We start from the raw sequence: 16,904 nt of genomic DNA on the forward strand, positions 1-16,904 counted from the left end.
ATTGCATGACCTTATAGAATATAGATAACTCAAATCCTCAATAATTGTTCGGCATTGCGATGTGCGATGCGTGCTCTATCTGCGGGGCTCACTGGGAGCTGATCGAGAAATGCACGAGCTTCGTGCATGGATGAGTATGGATAGTCGGTAGAAAACATTATTTTTTCAGCGCCGACTTGGAGGAAGAGGTCAAGGAATGCTGGCGTCCAATTGAATCCTGATACCGTGTAATAAACATTTTCACGCAAATAAGCCCCTACGCTCTTTTTCAGCTTTGTCATTTCTGGAGGCAAACTTCGATTAAGTCTCGGCAGCATAAAGGGAAGGGTTTCTCCTAAATGACCAACGATAATTTGTAATTTCGGATATTGATCTAAAGCGCCACTAAGTATAAGTCGAAGTACATGATTCGCTGTGTCAATATGCCAGCCCCATGCTGCGGTTGCAAATACTCCTGCTATTTCCGGGCTATAATTTCCTGTATAAACTTCCTTCATTACGGATTGTGAAGGTAAAGTTGGATGAAGGTATAGTGGGACTTGCAGAGCTTCAGCACGTTCAAGTATAGGCCAGAAAAATTCATCGTCTAAGTAACGGCCTTGGGTGTGACCATTAATTAATGCTCCTTTGAATCCATGTGTACGGACCATACGCTCCAGTTCATCCGCCGCTTTGCTGGGAGAAGAAGTTGGGAGTGCTGCAAAGCCAGCAAAGCGATCCGGATATCGCCGCACCGCATCAGCAAGCCAATCGTTTACTTCACGGGCAAGTGTTTCAGCTTCCATGGCGTCTAGCTGCTCTACCCCTGGAGATGTTAGCGACAATATTTGCATGTCGATACCAGCTGCATCCATATGTGTAATTCTGCCTTCACCTATGTCAGACAGCATTTCGATAAGCTTCGTGATCCCCGCTGCGACTTGGGGATGTGCACGAGCCGCTTGGGCTTGATCCTTAATAATCCACCCTGGCCCCTCCATAAACGCCGCCGTTACAAAGTGTTCTTCAAGCGCAATCGTTCGTATAGACGATTTATTGCTTTCCATACTCATTACACCTCACATATAGAAGATTTAGATGATCTTTTCTATTCAAGATCTTTATCCTAATTCATAAAAAAAGCAACTGAGTTTTTAATAACCCAGCTGCTTTCTACTTCACTCCTATCACGTCTTATCACTTATACATTTACTGAACCTTCAACTCTTTTTGTAAGACTGATCGTTTCTTAGACAAGACTAGCATCAGCCCATAAACAGAATACACGCTTAATGTGGCAATAAGACTATAAATCGTAAGCATAATTGTAGCCGGTGCCCATCTAGCAACAAACGACCATGACATACCATCAAGCAATATACTCGGAAGGTTCACAATAAGGAACATGGCTGCGGCAGAAAGTACAATGAGCAGCACGAGAAATAGCGGCCTTTTCCCTTTAAGAGCAGCCCAACTTCTCTGCTGTTTAATTAATTTTTTCATGCATACAACGATTAATATCAGTCCGACAAATCCAAGGCAGCTCATCAAAATAAACACGTAGGTTGCAATTTGCTCCACCACTAGCATGCCGTCTGGTTGACTATTCGCTTCTGGCTCCTTACCATTCCATATATCCATAACGCCCTGAGCCATCGTTGTCGTTGTAATGCTGCTCATATTCGATAAAACCGCTACTCCTATCTGTTCTTTCGGCAGCAATGTGATATAAGAAGAGAAGGTTGGATTTGTACCTGCATGATAGACGAATTTATCGTCTCCTTCCTGTACAGCCCAGCCAGCCCCATAGTATGTATGCTCGTCAAATGGCTTAACGGATTGATCGGGCATATGCGAATCCCTTATAAGCTGCTGATCAATACCGTGAAGCTGTACATTTCCAAGCTGCACATTCATCCATTTCGCAGCATCGTTCGCATTACTTATAACGTATCCAGCTGGTGTATTGCCACGATAGATCGCTGGCGTATGTGGAGTAGGCACCGTGAATTGCAGTCGATAACCCGTAGCCATATGAGCTGGAGGGATTTGCGCTACGCCAACTTTCGAGTCGTTCATGCCAAGCGGCTGTAAAATATGCTGCTGCATATACGCTTCATAGGACTGTCCCGTCACTTTTTCTATGATAAGGCCCAAAATATCATAATTAATAGTCGCATATTCAAAGGAACTCCCTGGTTCACGGTTCAAAGGTTGGTTAAGTAACGTTCTTGCGGTTTGTTCAAGCGCATCATCAGCATCGCTCTCGGGATAATACTGAATCGATGTTGATGGGATTCCGCTAGTATGATAAAGCAAATCTTGGATTGTGATCGAAGCTGGGTTTCCGTTGTACGATAATTGCAGCCAAGGGACGAACTTTGTAATAGGATCCGTTCGCTTCAGCTTCCCTTCCTTCTCCAGCTGTAAAATGGCTAATCCGGTAAAGGCTTTACTTGTAGAAGCGAGCTCGAACAACGTTTCACCAGTCACCGGTTTCTTCGCTGCAACATCCGCATATCCAAAGCCATTTTGATATGCGATAGTACCCTTCTCTACAATAACCAATGAAACACCTGGAATACGGCTTTCTTGCATCCGATTCTGTATAAACTGCTCTATTTGTTTCGTCTTCTCTTTCTTAGATAAGAAATCTTGTGCCGTAACAGACTGCGGCAGCATACCACCAATAAACGCTATCGCCATTAATATAAAGAAAGGCTTCTTCAATGCAGTTACGGCTAGATTGTGAGTCATAATTCGGGTATTCCTTTTCGCAACGCTCTTAACTAAGTTACTAGTCGGTTTAATGGTCATATCCCTACTCCTCGTCATCTATTAGATTTCATTACTGCGCAAAACGTTGTTCATATAATCATGACAAGTCACTAGGAAATATATCGTCTGCATCGCAACATAAATACAGATAACTCCAAAAGAATAACTCCAATGTGCGAGCTGAAGGACATTATCCATCGCTTTCATCGCAAACGAAGCATGAATAATTCCGACAATGCAAGGCACGTAAAAGATAATTCCCAATTGGGTTACGATTATCTTTCTTATTTCGTCTTGGGTCATGCCGATACGAGTCAACGCTTTATACTGCTCCTGATCCTCACGCAATTCTGTAAACAGTTTGAAATAAATCATACTGCCTGCTGCTATGAAGAACAGTACACTGATAAACATCCCTATAAATAAAATCAGCGCAAATAGCCCTTCAGGATCTTCATATTGCGTTTGTGCACCATCCAACTGCACGCTTCGTAATAGCGTATAAACCGCACCTGATGCAGTAAGGATAACCGCACTCAGTATCGACACGATAAATAGCATACGCGCATTGTCTTTCAATTTGTGAGCTAACTGAGCAATAATAATCATATTGGTACGATTATAATAGAAGCGAGAATTTCCTTGAGCGAGCTGCAGTATGTAAATGCTAAGTTGAGTAAACAAAAAATATGTTCCGATAATAACCGTTACCATAATAATCGGTGCTAGCAGCGCAAAATTGAATGCATCAACAATAAGTGCCTGACCATACGCGAGCCCTAAACAGACGGCAGCAAGTATAGAGAGTGACCGTGATTGAATAAGCTGCTGCTTGGACTGCATTTGCGCTTTAAGCATATGGATAATTTCCGTTTGCCCAACTTGATAGGCAGTCCACAGCGTGATCAATCCAAACAAGATAAAGAAACTTCCTGCCGTCTGCCAAATCGCACGGAGCGGGACAGTAAATGGGATAGGATCATTCATCTCCAGCAACACTTCAAGCATCATAAAAAATAGTTTACTAAACATGATGCCTAGACCAATACCAACTCCTACAGCCAAAGCTGCAATGATAGCATTTTCAAAAACAATTAATTTGCGAAGCTGCATACTCGTCATACCAAACATCTTGAAAAGACCAAACTCTTGCTTCCTTGTCCTCAAAAATGCCGCATTGGAATAGAGTACAAACAGCAGTGAGAAAATAATAACGATATACTGGCAAAATATGAGCCCCTGTCTAACTTCTAAAGCTTCAATCATTTGACCTTTCAACATGTCAGGATGAACGATAAATGCCGTGTACATGTAAAAAATCATGACAGAAAATACGCAGCTCATAAAAAATGCGCTGTACGCCCGCCATTTACCGCGTATATTGCTAATTGCGAGCGAACGGAACGTCATTGAAATTTCCTCCCAGCACGCTCTGTGCGTCCAATATTTGTTGGAAAAAGGCTTGACGGTTTGAATTTTTCCGCCTTATTTCCATAAACATTTTCCCATCTCTTATGAACACGATTCGTTTGCAATAACTTGCTGCAAATGGATCATGCGTTACCATCAGTACGGTAGCTCGATCCATTTCGTTCATGAGCTGAAGTGAACCCATTACGTCCTTTGCTGATTTGGAATCCAGATTTCCGCTCAGCTCATCGGCAAGTAAGATGGAAGGCTTATGAATAAAAGCACGCGCAATGGCTGTCCGCTGCATCTGACCACCAGATAGCTCATAGGTCCGCTTATTCAGGAGATGGGCGATTTGGAGTTTTTCAGCTAATGGTCGTAATCGCTGCTCTATTTGTTCAGGTACCATTCCTTCCAACACAAGAGGAAGAATAATATTTTCTTTTATCGATAGAGTCTGTACGAGATTAAAGTCCTGAAAAATAAAGCCCAGCTGACGACGGCGAAATAAAGACAGTTCTTTATCGTCAAAGCCAACAGGGTTAACTCCATTAATTTCGATGCTTCCCGACGTTGGCCTATCAATGGTAGCCAATAAATGAAGAAGAGTCGTTTTGCCGCTTCCCGATGGTCCCATAATGCCGACGAACTCCCCTTCCGCTATTTCTAAATCAATATCTGTTAGTGCAGTAGTCAAGATGTTGCCCTTGGAACTGTATATTTTTCCAAGCCCCTGCGCTTTTAGTACGGTCATCCTCTAGTCCCTCTCCCTGCGCTATATTCGTATCGGGTACGGTTACTACGTAAGTATAGGCTTCCGAAAGTGCAGGTCCCATCGATTTAGATGACAAAAGAATCAAAACGAACCTTACAAATTTGTCACTTTACTGTGGATCACGGACAGATAGAAGCTGCTCATTTTTACTTCTTAATCGAGTCGCTGAATGCTCTTGGTCTCGAATGAAACCGTAAAGGTTGTTCCGCTGCCTTCTTCGGAACGTACATTCAGGCGATGACCAAGCCTATGGCATACCTGCTGTGCCAAATATAATCCCATCCCTGTAGATTCTTCGGCAGCTCGCCCATTTTCACCAGTAAAGAACGGATCAAATACTCGCGGCAAATCATGCGAAGGTATGCCAATACCTTCATCTATTACACTCAACTTTACCTCATTTGCTGTCTGCTTCATTTGAAAGGTTAGACGTTTCGAGCCTGATATGCCCTTACTGTATTTGATTGCATTGCTTACCAATTGATTGAGCACAAACGTCATCCACTTTATATCTGTTTCTACCCATGCCTCGCCGTCTATTTGAGGGGTGATGGAATGACGGATACAGAGACGTTTGTGAGCAATAATTACATCACGAATCAAATCATGTATCGCTATCCGTTTAATATGTAAATCGAACTCGAATTTATCAATCCGCGCTGAATATAGCAGCATTTCTAGACCTTTCGTCATCCGCTCGGCCTCATCCTTCATATTTGAAACAAACTGGTGCTGCTCTTGCTCGGTATAAGGCATCTGTTGCAATGCTTCCTGCATAAGTAAATCCATGACGGAAACGGGCGTCTTCATATGGTGAACCCATTGCAATACAAAATGATTATGTATCTCTTGTTGACGGCGAAAGTTGCGAAGCTCATTCAAGTAAGTTGTTTGCTGTTGTTCTAACAAACGGACAGCAAGCCGCTGTTCCTGTGTCACGGTAGATTGTACAATTGCAGCTGCTTGCAGTTCGCCTGAACATTCGATTGCCATGCTTACTTGCTGATAATAAATACGCTGTCGTATGTAGTCTACCACTAGCCATACACAAATAAAGAAGAGGGCTACAATAATAAAATACATTGTGGTATCGGTATCATTGATTCCCTTACGTAAGCGCGCTTTGTCTATTATCATTAGCGCTGCGCCAAACACAATAATGACGATGCCCGTTACAAGATAAGGCAACCGATCACGTATAAAGAGAACTGCTGTGTTTCGTTTTACCTTTTTCATCATAAATGTAACTCCTGCGCCTCCAACTTATTCTCATTCTCTGTTTCGAGCACCATTTTATAACCTAGACCACGTACCGTTACAATGACCTGTGGCAGTCCTAACTGCTCTAGCTTTTTCCTCAACCTAGTCACATTCACCGTCAACGTATTATCATCTACAAATTGTGCTTTATCCCATAATACTTCTAGCAATCGATCACGTGTAATCGTCCTGCCATGATGCTGCATAAAGCATTCCGCCAACAATTGCTCATTCTTCGTAAGCACTACCTTTTCCTTCTTCCAAATCCATTCATTTCGACTAAGATTAAGGCGCAAACCTTCCAAGTTTAATTCGGAATCAGGAGGAGCAAGCGTTGAAGTATCCGCATATTCCCCGTACACCCTCCGCAACACACCTTTTATTTTTGCCATTAACAGATCGAGGGGTATAGGCTTTGTAATGTAATCGTCCCCGCCATGCTCAATTGCCATAACTTGATCCATCTCGCCTTCTCTAGCAGATATAAATAGGATCGGAACATTTGAGCTCTTACGGATTTGCCTGCACCAGTAATAGCCATCGAAGTATGGTAAGTTAATATCTAGCAGCACGAGATTCGGTTCGTACGCTTCCCATTCAGTTACAATATCCCTATAGTCTGCTGCACATTTCGCATCAAAGCCATACTTCTCCATTGTCCTGCTCAGTACATTACCAATCTGGTTATCATCCTCGACAATAAAAATGCGATACATGGAAGTTCCTCCATTGATATGGTCTACATAACAATCTTATTACAGCACAAAACAACCTCCAACGTTATAAAACATTGGAGGCTTATATAGATCTGTGAGCCAGCATCGTCGCTGGATCATGGTTTGTAAATCCCGTAGCGGAACAAGTCTAAACACGTTCTTAGCTCTTGAATGACTACACTTAGTTCCGCATCTATACTACCTAGATTAGCATCACTTGCAATAATAAGCTTCTCAATCTTTTGAGCAGCTGAACTAATAATAAAAGTAACCGCTTGTAAAATATCCTCAAAATGTATATCTTCACGAAGCTGCTCTCGGGGGATGCTAGAAATAAATTTCTGAATCTCAACAGCCGGCTCTTTACCTTGGGTCCGTTCCTCAAGCTTTTGATAGACAGGATGGAGCGGTTGACTTACTATAATATGAATAAATTGAAGGTATTTAGGTTTGGATTTCATATAATCAAGGTCTCTCTCAAGTAGATAGACAGTGGCTTCAACAAAATCAGAAGGCAAGTTTCTTTTCGTGTAATCCTGCTGTTCCTCAACATCGCGCTCTATTTTTCCATATACATAAAAGAACAACGACTCTTTATCACCAAAATATTGAAACAACGAGCCCTTTGGTATTCCTGCCTGCTTCACGATCCGGTTCGTAGAAGCAGCGTCGAATCCATAAGCAGCAAACTCGGACAACGCAGCTTGAAAAATTTTATCCTGCTTCTCTTGTGGCAATCGCTCAAACATCTCGATATTCATATCGTACCTCTGACAAAGTTGTGACATTCATCCATCATTATACAAATAAATGAATGTGTGAGCAATCTCCGATTCCTTCTTTAATGCGCATGCAATCCATGATGATGCAGAGATGAGTTCGATGGCTTAGTCTGTTTAGGTTCAAGTTTTACATCTTCCATTTTGACAAGATCGTACGTCTTTATTGCTTTCGCAAGTTCCTTTTTCTCCATCAGCTTTCCGTTGAAAACAACTGCGGAGATACGCGCTGTGTTTCGAATATCCTCCAATGGGTTTGCTTCCAGCACTACAAGATCAGCGAGCTTCCCCTCTTCTACCGTTCCTAGTTCATATACTCTTTCGAAATAACGAGCAGGATTGATTGTTGCTGTCTGCAATGCTTGCAGCGGGCTTAATCCGTTCTTCACAAGCAGCTGTAGCTCGTCATGCAAGGAACTACCAAATATAGAGTTAGGAATTAAGGTCGCAGAATCTGTACCAGCCATGATAGGAACACCTGCATCGTTCATTTTCTCGACCAATCCGCCCATCATTTTAGCGTATTCTACATTTAATTTTAATTCTTTTGTATCTTTCATTGTTTTTATAAAAGTAATCCATTCTTTTTGAATTGCGGGCGGCACATATTTGGCACGTGGATCAATCTCTAGTTTCGCCATGTTTATGGGGGTGATTAAAGTAGGAACTTGCCACACTTCATTCTCAGCAAACTCATTAAATAACTTCGCTGCGACCTTAGAATCATAATGTTTGTTAGCTATCATTTCATATTCAAAATATCGTTTAGGAAGATCTGGTTTCTTTAGCAGCTCAGCTTCCTTGCTTGAAGTAGCAATAAATAAGCCATTTAGATGCTCCATACTCTTTTGGCCCATTCGAACCCCATCAATGGCTCTAACTTGGAAAGGCAAATGCCCCGTAACAGGAAGTCTGTACTTACGCGCTTCATCAATGACCACATTATAAATAGAACGTGGCAGACCGGAATATACTTTTACAAAATCCCCTCCTTTTTCAGCAATGCTGCGCACTGCTTTACGTGCTTCTTGTTCCGTTTTCAAATCAAAATGAAACGGCACATGTACTCCTTGATTTAAAATGGCCCCTGTGTACACGGTCCTTGGGGCTGGCATTCCGTTCTGGATAGCCTTCTTCCACAACTCGATATGACTCATATCCGTTCCTAAATCTCTTATTCCCGTGACCCCATGAGCGAGAAATAGCGGAAAAGCATGCTTATAGTCTTTTAGCAAATGGACATGCATATCCCATAAACCCGGAATTACATATTGACCAGTCGCATCCCTGACTTTCGCATTTTTAGGCAATGTAACATCTTCACCATTACCGATATAGCTAATCTTATTTCCATTTACAATGATGGTCTGATTCTGAATCAATTTCCCGCTGCGTACATCAACTACTGTTGCATGTTGAATAACTAGCGAATGCTTGCTCTTCGTTGACGGTTCCAAACTGGCATGAGACAGTCCTGCATTACCAAATAAACCGATAATGAAAACGATAGCTAACACCCATGAAATGCTGTTGCGGCAAGCCTTAATTTTCACAACAAACCAACTCCTCTTCATGAAATAAACGCTTCTTTAAACAAATGATTGACCTGTCGATTCAAAATATGACCACTTGGTCGCATTTAGAGTAAACCAAATCTATCCAATTGTCAATCATTACCTGCAAGTCCTATCCATGAATTTTTAGTCCGACAATAAAAAACAAAGTTCCCCTCGGGATTTGTATACCAATCCACATAGAGCACTTTGTGATCGATTTATTTAAAGGGTCAACAAATCTTAGTACCAATTTGTTGACCCTTTCTTTTTTATTTGTTATTTATGATGATTTTATTTATTGAATAAATAGGTTCACTCTACTAAGCTCGCTTCTTTCAGCACCTCTACATATCCTTTACTGCCGTCAAGTCGAAGCAGATCGCCATCTTTAATAATCTTCGTTGCACGCTCAATTCCGACAACAGCAGGTAACCCGTATTCTCGGGCAACAACCGCACCATGTGTCATTAACCCGCCCATCTCTGTAATAAGTCCTTTCGCTTGCTGGAATAATGGCGTCCAGCCTGGATCCGTGTACGGTGCAACTAGAATCTCACCTTCTTTTAATGCAGCTGTAGTTGGATCAAGCACGACTTTGGCTCTTCCTTCAATGATTCCGGGAGAAACCGGCGTGCCAATCAGCGCTCCTTCAGGCGCATCTCCTCCCTTAATGCTGCCTTCGATAATTTCTCCTTCACTCGTCATTACCCTCGGTGGCGTTAATCGCTTATAGTACTCAAAGTCCTCTTTTCTGCTTGCGATCAGTTGCTGAACATCCTGATCAAATGACTCGTTGATGACTTCAAGCATGTCAGGCAAGCTCAAGAAGAAAATGTCGTCACGTTCATATAGAACTCCTTTCGCCACCAAGCCATCAGCTTCTTCCAGCAATGCTTGCTTATAAAGCGCAAAATGACGCACTAGTACAAACTTGTGATGCTCACGCAAGCCCATAAAGCTGCGATAAACGGTCATTAGTCGTGACACAACCTTCTCTTTAAACGCACCATCGTCTGCTGCACGAACCTGTGCTTGAATACGTTCCGCTGCTGCTTCAGCCTCAAGCTCCCCTTGACGGAATCTCTCACGATGCTCTCCTTGCTTCACACTGTCCAAGTGCCCCACAATAGATGAAATCAACATATACGGACGCTCCGACCAACGCGTTCTAGCCGTATCAATCTCGCCTGGACAACGGGCTCCATATTTGTCCAGCCACTGTTCAAATGCAGCTTTGAACTCCTTGCCCCCAGCTATCGCGTTCAACCCTTCCATGAACCCATCTTCGCCTGCATTTCTTAGGTAAGCTACTAGCTCTGGATGCTCGCGAGCGAGATCCGCCAAGTCCCCTAGTTGCAATCCCATTTCTCCCGTGACATTATAAGGTAATGATTTATTTAAGGTGAGGAGATCGTTCTCATCGAATGTCCACCACTTCGAAAGTAATGTAAGCATTTCCTTTGCAACAGAAGCAGCTGCCATATAATGCATATCTATTGCCATTAAACCTTGCATGAGCGAACCGCAGTTTTTCTGGATATAGGAAATTCTTTCTGCACCGTTGCATCCATTCAGTGCCTGTCGACACAGCTCTAAGCATTGACTTGCATATGTTTTCACTTCTGTATAAGCCGTCTCACCATCTCCTTCAAGCATGTCTTTCATGACCTTTGTTGCAAGGAAAGGAATCATTTGATTGAACTGCTCCATGCCTGGAAGAGGACCTTCTTTGATCGGAAAGCGAGGCAGAACCTGACGGGTCGCACTGCTTATTAAAGGCTCAAATTTATCAATAATAAACAGAAATACTTTGCGTGCTATGTTAGACTGAAGAACGTTAGTTACATCGGCATACAATCTACCGGCAAGTTCTATTTGCGATTCAACATTCGCACCCTGATCAGCTGGCGTAAGATGCTTCCACATCGATATCCCAGCTGGCGTCATTGCATCGGTCATCATCTGCATATGCCCGCTAGAAATATACACATGCAGCTCATCATCAGGCGCTTCTGGTATGGGAAAGAGTGAAGTAATCGGTCTAGCCTGTACGATATAAAATTGCCGGTTAACTAGACACCATTCAATGTCCTGCTCAGTTCCATAATGAGCTTGAATTCGCTCACCTATTTGAACCAAAGCAATAACTTCTTCATCCGACAAAGCTTGTTGATTTTGCTGTTGCGCTGAAATAGCTTCAACAACGGTACCACCATCAGTGAGTGATCGTACAGCCTTTTGCTTATCCGCTACTAGTTTCTTTACGATCTCGCCCTTTCTAACCTGATACATATCAGGATTGACGATGCCTGACACGAGTGCTTCACCCAAGCCAAAGCTCGCATCTATCGAAGTAATCGTTCGGTTTCCTGTAACCGGATCAGCTGTAAACATCACCCCAGATACATCTGGCTCAATCATCTGCTGAATAACAACAGCCAGTTGAACAGCTTGATGATCGTAGCCATGCTTCATGCGGTATACGACGGCACGTTCAGAGAATAGGGATGCCCAACATTTACGGATTGCATCTAGCAATTGCTGCTCACCTTTTACATTTAAAAAGGTATCTTGTTGCCCTGCAAAGGAAGCTGTCGCCAAGTCCTCTGCCGTCGCACTGGAACGAACAGCATATCGATGACCTGGGCCTAATTCTGTCCATGCGCTCAAAATTGCTTCTTCTACGTCACTTGGAACAGTCAGTCCAATGATGTGTTCTCTTATTTCCTTGCTAATACGCCTGACTTCTTCGATGTCAGATGCGTTTAGACGGTTGAGTTGTTCGTAAAAGGAAGCCATTGCAGGAGATTGCCCTACAATCTTCTCATAAGCAGACGTCGTAATGCAGTATCCTGGCGGAACAGGAAAACCAGCTTGCAGCAGCTCACCCAAATTAGATCCCTTACCGCCAACCTTATGAATATGGGCTCGGTTCACTTTTTCCAAATGCAAAACATAAGACAATGTTCTCAACCCCCTCATCATGGTTACACACACGATATTACCAGTTAGTAGCTAAATAATTGATAAATCTCCAATTGGATGCTTATAATTTTACTAAGTACTGGAATCTGTTCAATAAGCAGCTTGTTGCGTTTCGTTCGTTATCAGACAGAAGAAGCTAAATTGTTGAGGAACGTGTTATTATTCGTTGATAAGAAGGTGATGGATGATGGCCAATACGACGGATCGGCGGGTTATAAGAACAAAGAAAAATATAAAGCGAGCGTTTAGCGAATTGTTGAAGGAGAAAGGGTTTGAGGCAATAACGGTACAAGATATTGCAGATCGGGCCGATATTAACCGTGGAACATTCTATTTGCACTTTTTAGATAAATATGATCTATTCGAGCGTAAAGTAGATGATATACTCGCGGAGCTGATTGCTTCAGTCCCCCTTGACTATGCGATAAACCAAACATCATTTACATGTATGGAACCACGAATCATCCAATCCTTCTCTCACTTTCAAAAATATCGTGACTTCTACAAACTGATGTTTGAGGATGCTACAAACCCTTATTTTCATACCCGATTTATAGAGCTATTGAAGAATCATTTCGAACAAAGCATTGAAGAAATGAAGCTGACCTCCAAGACGACCAATCATATTAACAAAGACCTTGTTGTCCACTACGGACTATTTTCTTTTATGGGCATTTTAAAATACTGGCTCGATCAAGACCCACCACTTTCCCCTGAAGAGATAGCAAAACAATTACGCTCTATTTATGAATTTGAGTCGGCACGAATTATCGAGGAAAGAGCATATAAGTAAGATGATTGAACAAATAGAACCCTCTAACCTCATCAGTTGCTGAGGATTTAGAGGGTTCTAAAATAGTTATCAAATATGCATATAAGCTAGGATGATGTTAGCACACGAATCGACTATCCATTCACCACACAGGCCTTGCTCTAAATGGAACTTGCCCTCCAGTAGATTCACCCACTAACGTTATTAAATCCCTCTTGAGCATATTCATTCTTTCCACACCTATTCGTTCCGCCCAACGCTGCTCGATCTCTGCAACAATCTTTTCTTTTGCTTGAATGGCTAACTTGCCGTGTTCAGTGAGCACTATTAATTTCCCTCTCATATCGGTGGGATGATTGGTCCGCTGCACATAGCCGTTTTCTTCAAGGTGATCAACCATTTTGCTAACAGCTTGCTTTGTAATTCCTAAGTACTCTGCGATCTCGATTCCTGTTGCACCATCAGGCGTGATGCGTTTAAACAAAAAGCCGTGTGCAGGCCTAATATGTTCATATCCTATTTCATGCAGTTGTTCATGAAGTTCCCGGATCAATATACTAATACTTCCTGCTAATAATGCAGTAAGGTCGGACTCCGCATTTGTTTGCTCATTCATATACGCTCTCTCCCTCATATATAGTCAATCAAGTTGACTTTCTCTGATTATCATTGTACAGTCTGATATATAGTCAATCAAGTTGACTTTTTTTGTTTTTCATTGCCATTCAATTTATTCAGCCAGATAAAAACACCTCTGGAGGTTCAATATGATTATCAAGATTAGAGCAAGTGTGTTTATTCCAATGTCCTGGACTGATCCCGTAAAGGATATGGAGACCGGAATCGTTAAACAGTTTGAAGGGGATTCACGTGAATTCACCCCCTACGCCGTAAACACAATGCGCTCTAGAGTGGAGCAAGAAGTCACTGTAGATTTTTATAAAAGAGACGTGTTTTCCTACAAAAACACAGGTATTACAACGGAGAAAATCACTCATTCAAATGGTTCTATTCAACGAAGACAAGGCAAAGCTAGTACTGATGGTATCCAATGTACAGATATTGAATGGAGAGAGGACGATGTGTGCTTTAAAATGCGCGCTAGTGCCAGTAATCCCTTGAACGATTCAGCACCTCCAGTCGACTACTTACTAAGGGTAAATATAACTCGCGAAGGCACGGTATCCATGACTGGTGAGCATGATGGATTCCCCTGCTTTGAGTTTTATAAGCAATCCAACTTTGGCCCATATGAAACGATCTATACGCATGACTTTAGAAAAACCGGGGATACCCCTGCTGCTTTAGCTGGTGAAATGGAATATAAGTTCAGATACTATAGTTGATAAAAACATCGGTATTGATCTGATTGTAAGGACTGGAAAGGACTTCTCCCGAGGGGTCCTTTTTTATGAGTCTTTTGAACCTATTTCTTTTCTTTACTTATCAAGCAATGAAAACTTCTTTACAAATAGAACTCGATCTTGCCCCTTTCCATCATAGTTCGTCGTGACGGAAATACCGTCGACTAGTCGATCCCCCGCTTCCATTCGAAAGCCGAGGCGAGTGTGGAAAGCAATCGATGTACGGTTAACAGGAGAAGTTACGCAGCGAACCTCTGTGCAACCAAGCTCTCGTACCTTATCGAAAAATTTTTCATATAGCTGTGTGGCAATTGTAGCTTTCCTATACGATGGATGAACGCCGACAAAGTGTATATAGGCTTGATTCATATCCGTTTGTGAAACGAACCCAATTAAAAAGCCAATCCTCTCCTTGCCTTGCTCCACAATAAAGCTCGTATGCGTAAAATGTTGAAAAAATAGTTTCGGCAGCATATCTGCCATTTTCCTACCGCCCCACCATTCATCGATAACAGCTACGATAGGGATATAATCAGACTCAAGGACATTCCGAATATTCATTTAAAAACTCCTTAATTCCTTCCGGACTTATTCACCCTTCTATGATACATCCAATATCATAATTTGGAAATTAACATTTCATTTTTTTCCTGACATTAACCAATACTAACAAAACAAAATGTACGCTTATTCAAAACGGTAATATTGAATGATCGGAGGTACTGCACCGTGCATAAGCAAAAGCTGAGAAATATCATCATTTTGGTACTTTGTTTCGTTCTTATTGGATTCAATTCGCTAAGCAGCATTAAGCTGGCTGCTGCTGAACCTGTTGATCGCACAGCATCCGATAGAAGATCTATGAAGCAGAATAGCTCTGCTCGTCCACCTCTAGTGGAACATATCTTCTTTCATCCACTAGTTGCATATCCGCAGCGCGCCTTTATCGGCGACAGACAATCAAAAGAAATGTTTGATTGGTTTGTAACCGTTCTGGAGTTCAAACGCATTCTTCAATCGTTATATGACAATAACTATATGTTGGTTCATTTGGAGGATGTATATGAGTTTAAAATGATAAACGGTAAAAAACAGGCTGTCCGCCGCCACTTTCCTCTAACAGCAGGCAAAAAACCGCTGGTCATATCGATTGATGATCCGAACTATTATACATACATGCGAAAATACGGCACAGTAAATAAGCTTCGCTTGAATGACGAAGGTAAAGTGGTATCGGAATCTCACGATTTAAAAGGCAATGTTGTGTGGTCAGACGATTTGGATATCGTCCCTATTCTTGATCGATTTGTCGAGCAGCATCCGGATTTCTCCTACCAGGGTGCTAAAGGTACGCTGGCCGTGACTGGGTTTGAAGGGATATTGGGTTGGCGTACACAATCTACCTCACCGACTTGGTCCAGGGAGCGTTATGAAGCAAAAAAAGTCGTGGCACAGTTAAAAGCAACTGGTTGGAAGTTTGCATCACATAGTTATGGTCATCGTCATCATTTGAAAATGGATTTAGAAAGATTAAAAAGAGATGAACGAAAGTGGAAGCGAGAAGTCGGAACACTTGTTGGCGATACGAACATTTACATATATCCATTTGGAGAAGGATATGAGTTGGGAGATCCTCGACTTGAATGGCTTGAGCAGCAAGGCTACACCGTATTCAGTCATGTAGGCAATGTAACCTATGAACGACGTCTTGAAAATAAAATCATTCAAGATCGCAGACATATTGATGGGATATCCCTAAGTCGTCAACGCAATCTATTTTTTGATTTATTTGACTCGAAGCAGGTCATTGATTTGGAAGGGCGATTTCCAATTGATCCCGTTAAGGTAAGCACAAGAAGACGTTCATAAAAATGCGCCTCCCTATTTCCCGCTCTCTCCACACTCTGCACATGTACGAGCAAGCCTCCAATACTCAATATCCACTGGATAATTGGGATCTGGAGGCTTTTTATATAAGAGTGCTTATCACGAAAGCTTCAACCAGTGTCTCGTGTTAGATTCCATATAACAGCTCCTTTAAGACAAAACGTTAGCACTTGCATGAACTTGCTATGATCAAGAAGCAAGAAATGAAAATCATTAATAATGCTGGAAAGGACGTGTCGTCTGTGAAAATTAATCACCTTAATCTCACGGTCACTGACGTAAAGGCAGCGAGAGCGTTTTTAGAAAAATATTTCAATCTAAAAACGGAGGGTACACGCGGTAACGGATTTGCTGTTCTTTCGGACAAAGATGGATTCGTTCTTACCTTGATGAAAGGTGCACAAGTAAATTACCCTAGTACATTTCATGTCGGCTTTATCCAAGACAGCGAGGAAAGGGTAAATGAGATTAATCAGCGTTTAAAGGAAGATGGATTTGAGGTGGAGCCACCACAAAGATGGCACGCTTGGACCTTTTATGTAACAGCACCAGGTGGATTTACCGTCGAAGTTCTATGTTAATGCAGATACAATTCAGCGACAGCAACTTCATCTATAGACTTGACAATCGTTTATTATCAATG

The 16,904-nt window shown here is 42.1% G+C and carries 15 protein-coding genes; 4 read left to right on the forward strand and 11 right to left on the reverse strand.

The genetic code is table 11. The features are described 5' to 3' along the window. Positions 1-29: 29 nt before the first annotated feature. From FPZ44_RS10890 to FPZ44_RS10930, 9 genes are all read right to left on the reverse strand, one after another. Entirely contained in the window at positions 30-1,046 is a 1,017-nt protein-coding gene (locus FPZ44_RS10890) for an amidohydrolase family protein (protein WP_222429800.1), read from the reverse strand. Positions 1,047-1,188: 142 nt separating this feature from the next. Further along, positions 1,189-2,796: a serine hydrolase domain-containing protein gene (locus FPZ44_RS10895; RefSeq protein WP_261378287.1), complete on the reverse strand. Its 1,608-nt coding sequence runs from the start codon at positions 2,794-2,796 to the stop codon at positions 1,189-1,191. A 21-nt stretch (positions 2,797-2,817) separates the two neighbouring features. Then, a complete protein-coding gene (locus FPZ44_RS10900) occupies positions 2,818-4,167 on the reverse strand; it encodes an FtsX-like permease family protein (RefSeq protein ID WP_144990081.1) in 1,350 nt (449 codons plus the stop codon). Next, positions 4,142-4,921 (reverse strand): ABC transporter ATP-binding protein, encoded by a 780-nt coding sequence (locus tag FPZ44_RS10905; protein WP_144990082.1) that lies wholly within the window; start codon positions 4,919-4,921, stop codon positions 4,142-4,144. Before FPZ44_RS10905 ends, FPZ44_RS10900 begins: the two co-directional genes overlap by 26 nt. A 174-nt stretch (positions 4,922-5,095) precedes the next feature. Beyond that, entirely contained in the window at positions 5,096-6,181 is a 1,086-nt protein-coding gene (locus FPZ44_RS10910) for a sensor histidine kinase (RefSeq protein WP_261378288.1), read from the reverse strand. Continuing rightward, positions 6,178-6,918: a response regulator transcription factor gene (locus FPZ44_RS10915; protein WP_144990083.1), complete on the reverse strand. Its 741-nt coding sequence runs from the start codon at positions 6,916-6,918 to the stop codon at positions 6,178-6,180. The genes FPZ44_RS10910 and FPZ44_RS10915 overlap by 4 nt, the downstream gene beginning before the upstream one ends. 116 nt (positions 6,919-7,034) lie before the next feature. Continuing rightward, positions 7,035-7,679, reverse strand: coding sequence for a TetR/AcrR family transcriptional regulator (locus FPZ44_RS10920; RefSeq protein ID WP_186785997.1), 645 nt, complete (start codon positions 7,677-7,679; stop codon positions 7,035-7,037). An 80-nt stretch (positions 7,680-7,759) separates the two neighbouring features. Beyond that, the gene (locus FPZ44_RS10925; protein ID WP_186785998.1) at positions 7,760-9,250 is read right to left on the reverse strand and encodes an amidohydrolase family protein; all 1,491 of its coding nucleotides are present in this window, start codon (positions 9,248-9,250) and stop codon (positions 7,760-7,762) included. A gap of 315 nt (positions 9,251-9,565) precedes the next feature. Then, the gene (locus FPZ44_RS10930; RefSeq protein WP_261378289.1) at positions 9,566-12,217 is read right to left on the reverse strand and encodes a phosphoenolpyruvate synthase; all 2,652 of its coding nucleotides are present in this window, start codon (positions 12,215-12,217) and stop codon (positions 9,566-9,568) included. A 205-nt stretch (positions 12,218-12,422) separates the two neighbouring features. Between FPZ44_RS10930 and FPZ44_RS10935 the strand changes: the two genes are divergently transcribed. Further along, positions 12,423-13,031, forward strand: a complete 609-nt coding sequence (locus FPZ44_RS10935) for a TetR/AcrR family transcriptional regulator (protein ID WP_261378290.1) — start codon at positions 12,423-12,425, stop codon at positions 13,029-13,031. Positions 13,032-13,152: 121 nt separating this feature from the next. Here FPZ44_RS10935 and FPZ44_RS10940 read toward each other — a convergent pair whose 3' ends face one another. Continuing rightward, complete coding sequence (locus FPZ44_RS10940) at positions 13,153-13,626, reverse strand: MarR family winged helix-turn-helix transcriptional regulator (RefSeq protein WP_144990086.1); 474 nt, start codon at positions 13,624-13,626, stop codon at positions 13,153-13,155. Between the two features lie 151 nt (positions 13,627-13,777). Here FPZ44_RS10940 and FPZ44_RS10945 point away from each other — a divergent pair, with 151 nt between their 5' ends. Beyond that, a complete protein-coding gene (locus FPZ44_RS10945) occupies positions 13,778-14,356 on the forward strand; it encodes a DUF3238 domain-containing protein (RefSeq protein WP_144990087.1) in 579 nt (192 codons plus the stop codon). Between the two features lie 93 nt (positions 14,357-14,449). Here FPZ44_RS10945 and FPZ44_RS10950 read toward each other — a convergent pair whose 3' ends face one another. Beyond that, the gene (locus FPZ44_RS10950) at positions 14,450-14,935 is read right to left on the reverse strand and encodes a GNAT family N-acetyltransferase (protein ID WP_144990088.1); all 486 of its coding nucleotides are present in this window, start codon (positions 14,933-14,935) and stop codon (positions 14,450-14,452) included. Positions 14,936-15,103: 168 nt separating this feature from the next. Here FPZ44_RS10950 and FPZ44_RS10955 point away from each other — a divergent pair, with 168 nt between their 5' ends. Further along, complete coding sequence (locus tag FPZ44_RS10955; RefSeq protein WP_144990089.1) at positions 15,104-16,243, forward strand: polysaccharide deacetylase family protein; 1,140 nt, start codon at positions 15,104-15,106, stop codon at positions 16,241-16,243. Positions 16,244-16,503: 260 nt separating this feature from the next. Further along, on the forward strand, positions 16,504-16,842 hold the full coding sequence (locus tag FPZ44_RS10960) for a VOC family protein (protein WP_144990090.1): 339 nt from the start codon (positions 16,504-16,506) through the stop codon (positions 16,840-16,842). Positions 16,843-16,904 lie beyond the last annotated feature (62 nt).

The sequence above is a fragment of the Paenibacillus agilis genome (assembly GCF_007786455.1).
Lineage (GTDB): Bacteria > Bacillota > Bacilli > Paenibacillales > Paenibacillaceae > Paenibacillus_B > Paenibacillus_B agilis.

Coding starts and splice junctions, on each gene's coding strand:
- FPZ44_RS10890 (WP_222429800.1), bottom strand. CDS start 1,046: ATGGAAAGCAATAAATCGTCTATACGAACGATTGCGCTTGAAGAACAC.
- FPZ44_RS10895 (WP_261378287.1), bottom strand. CDS start 2,796: ATGACCATTAAACCGACTAGTAACTTAGTTAAGAGCGTTGCGAAAAGG.
- FPZ44_RS10900 (WP_144990081.1), bottom strand. CDS start 4,167: ATGACGTTCCGTTCGCTCGCAATTAGCAATATACGCGGTAAATGGCGG.
- FPZ44_RS10905 (WP_144990082.1), bottom strand. CDS start 4,921: ATGACCGTACTAAAAGCGCAGGGGCTTGGAAAAATATACAGTTCCAAG.
- FPZ44_RS10910 (WP_261378288.1), bottom strand. CDS start 6,181: ATGATGAAAAAGGTAAAACGAAACACAGCAGTTCTCTTTATACGTGAT.
- FPZ44_RS10915 (WP_144990083.1), bottom strand. CDS start 6,918: ATGTATCGCATTTTTATTGTCGAGGATGATAACCAGATTGGTAATGTA.
- FPZ44_RS10920 (WP_186785997.1), bottom strand. CDS start 7,679: ATGAATATCGAGATGTTTGAGCGATTGCCACAAGAGAAGCAGGATAAA.
- FPZ44_RS10935 (WP_261378290.1), top strand. CDS start 12,423: ATGATGGCCAATACGACGGATCGGCGGGTTATAAGAACAAAGAAAAAT.
- FPZ44_RS10940 (WP_144990086.1), bottom strand. CDS start 13,626: ATGAATGAGCAAACAAATGCGGAGTCCGACCTTACTGCATTATTAGCA.
- FPZ44_RS10945 (WP_144990087.1), top strand. CDS start 13,778: ATGATTATCAAGATTAGAGCAAGTGTGTTTATTCCAATGTCCTGGACT.
- FPZ44_RS10950 (WP_144990088.1), bottom strand. CDS start 14,935: ATGAATATTCGGAATGTCCTTGAGTCTGATTATATCCCTATCGTAGCT.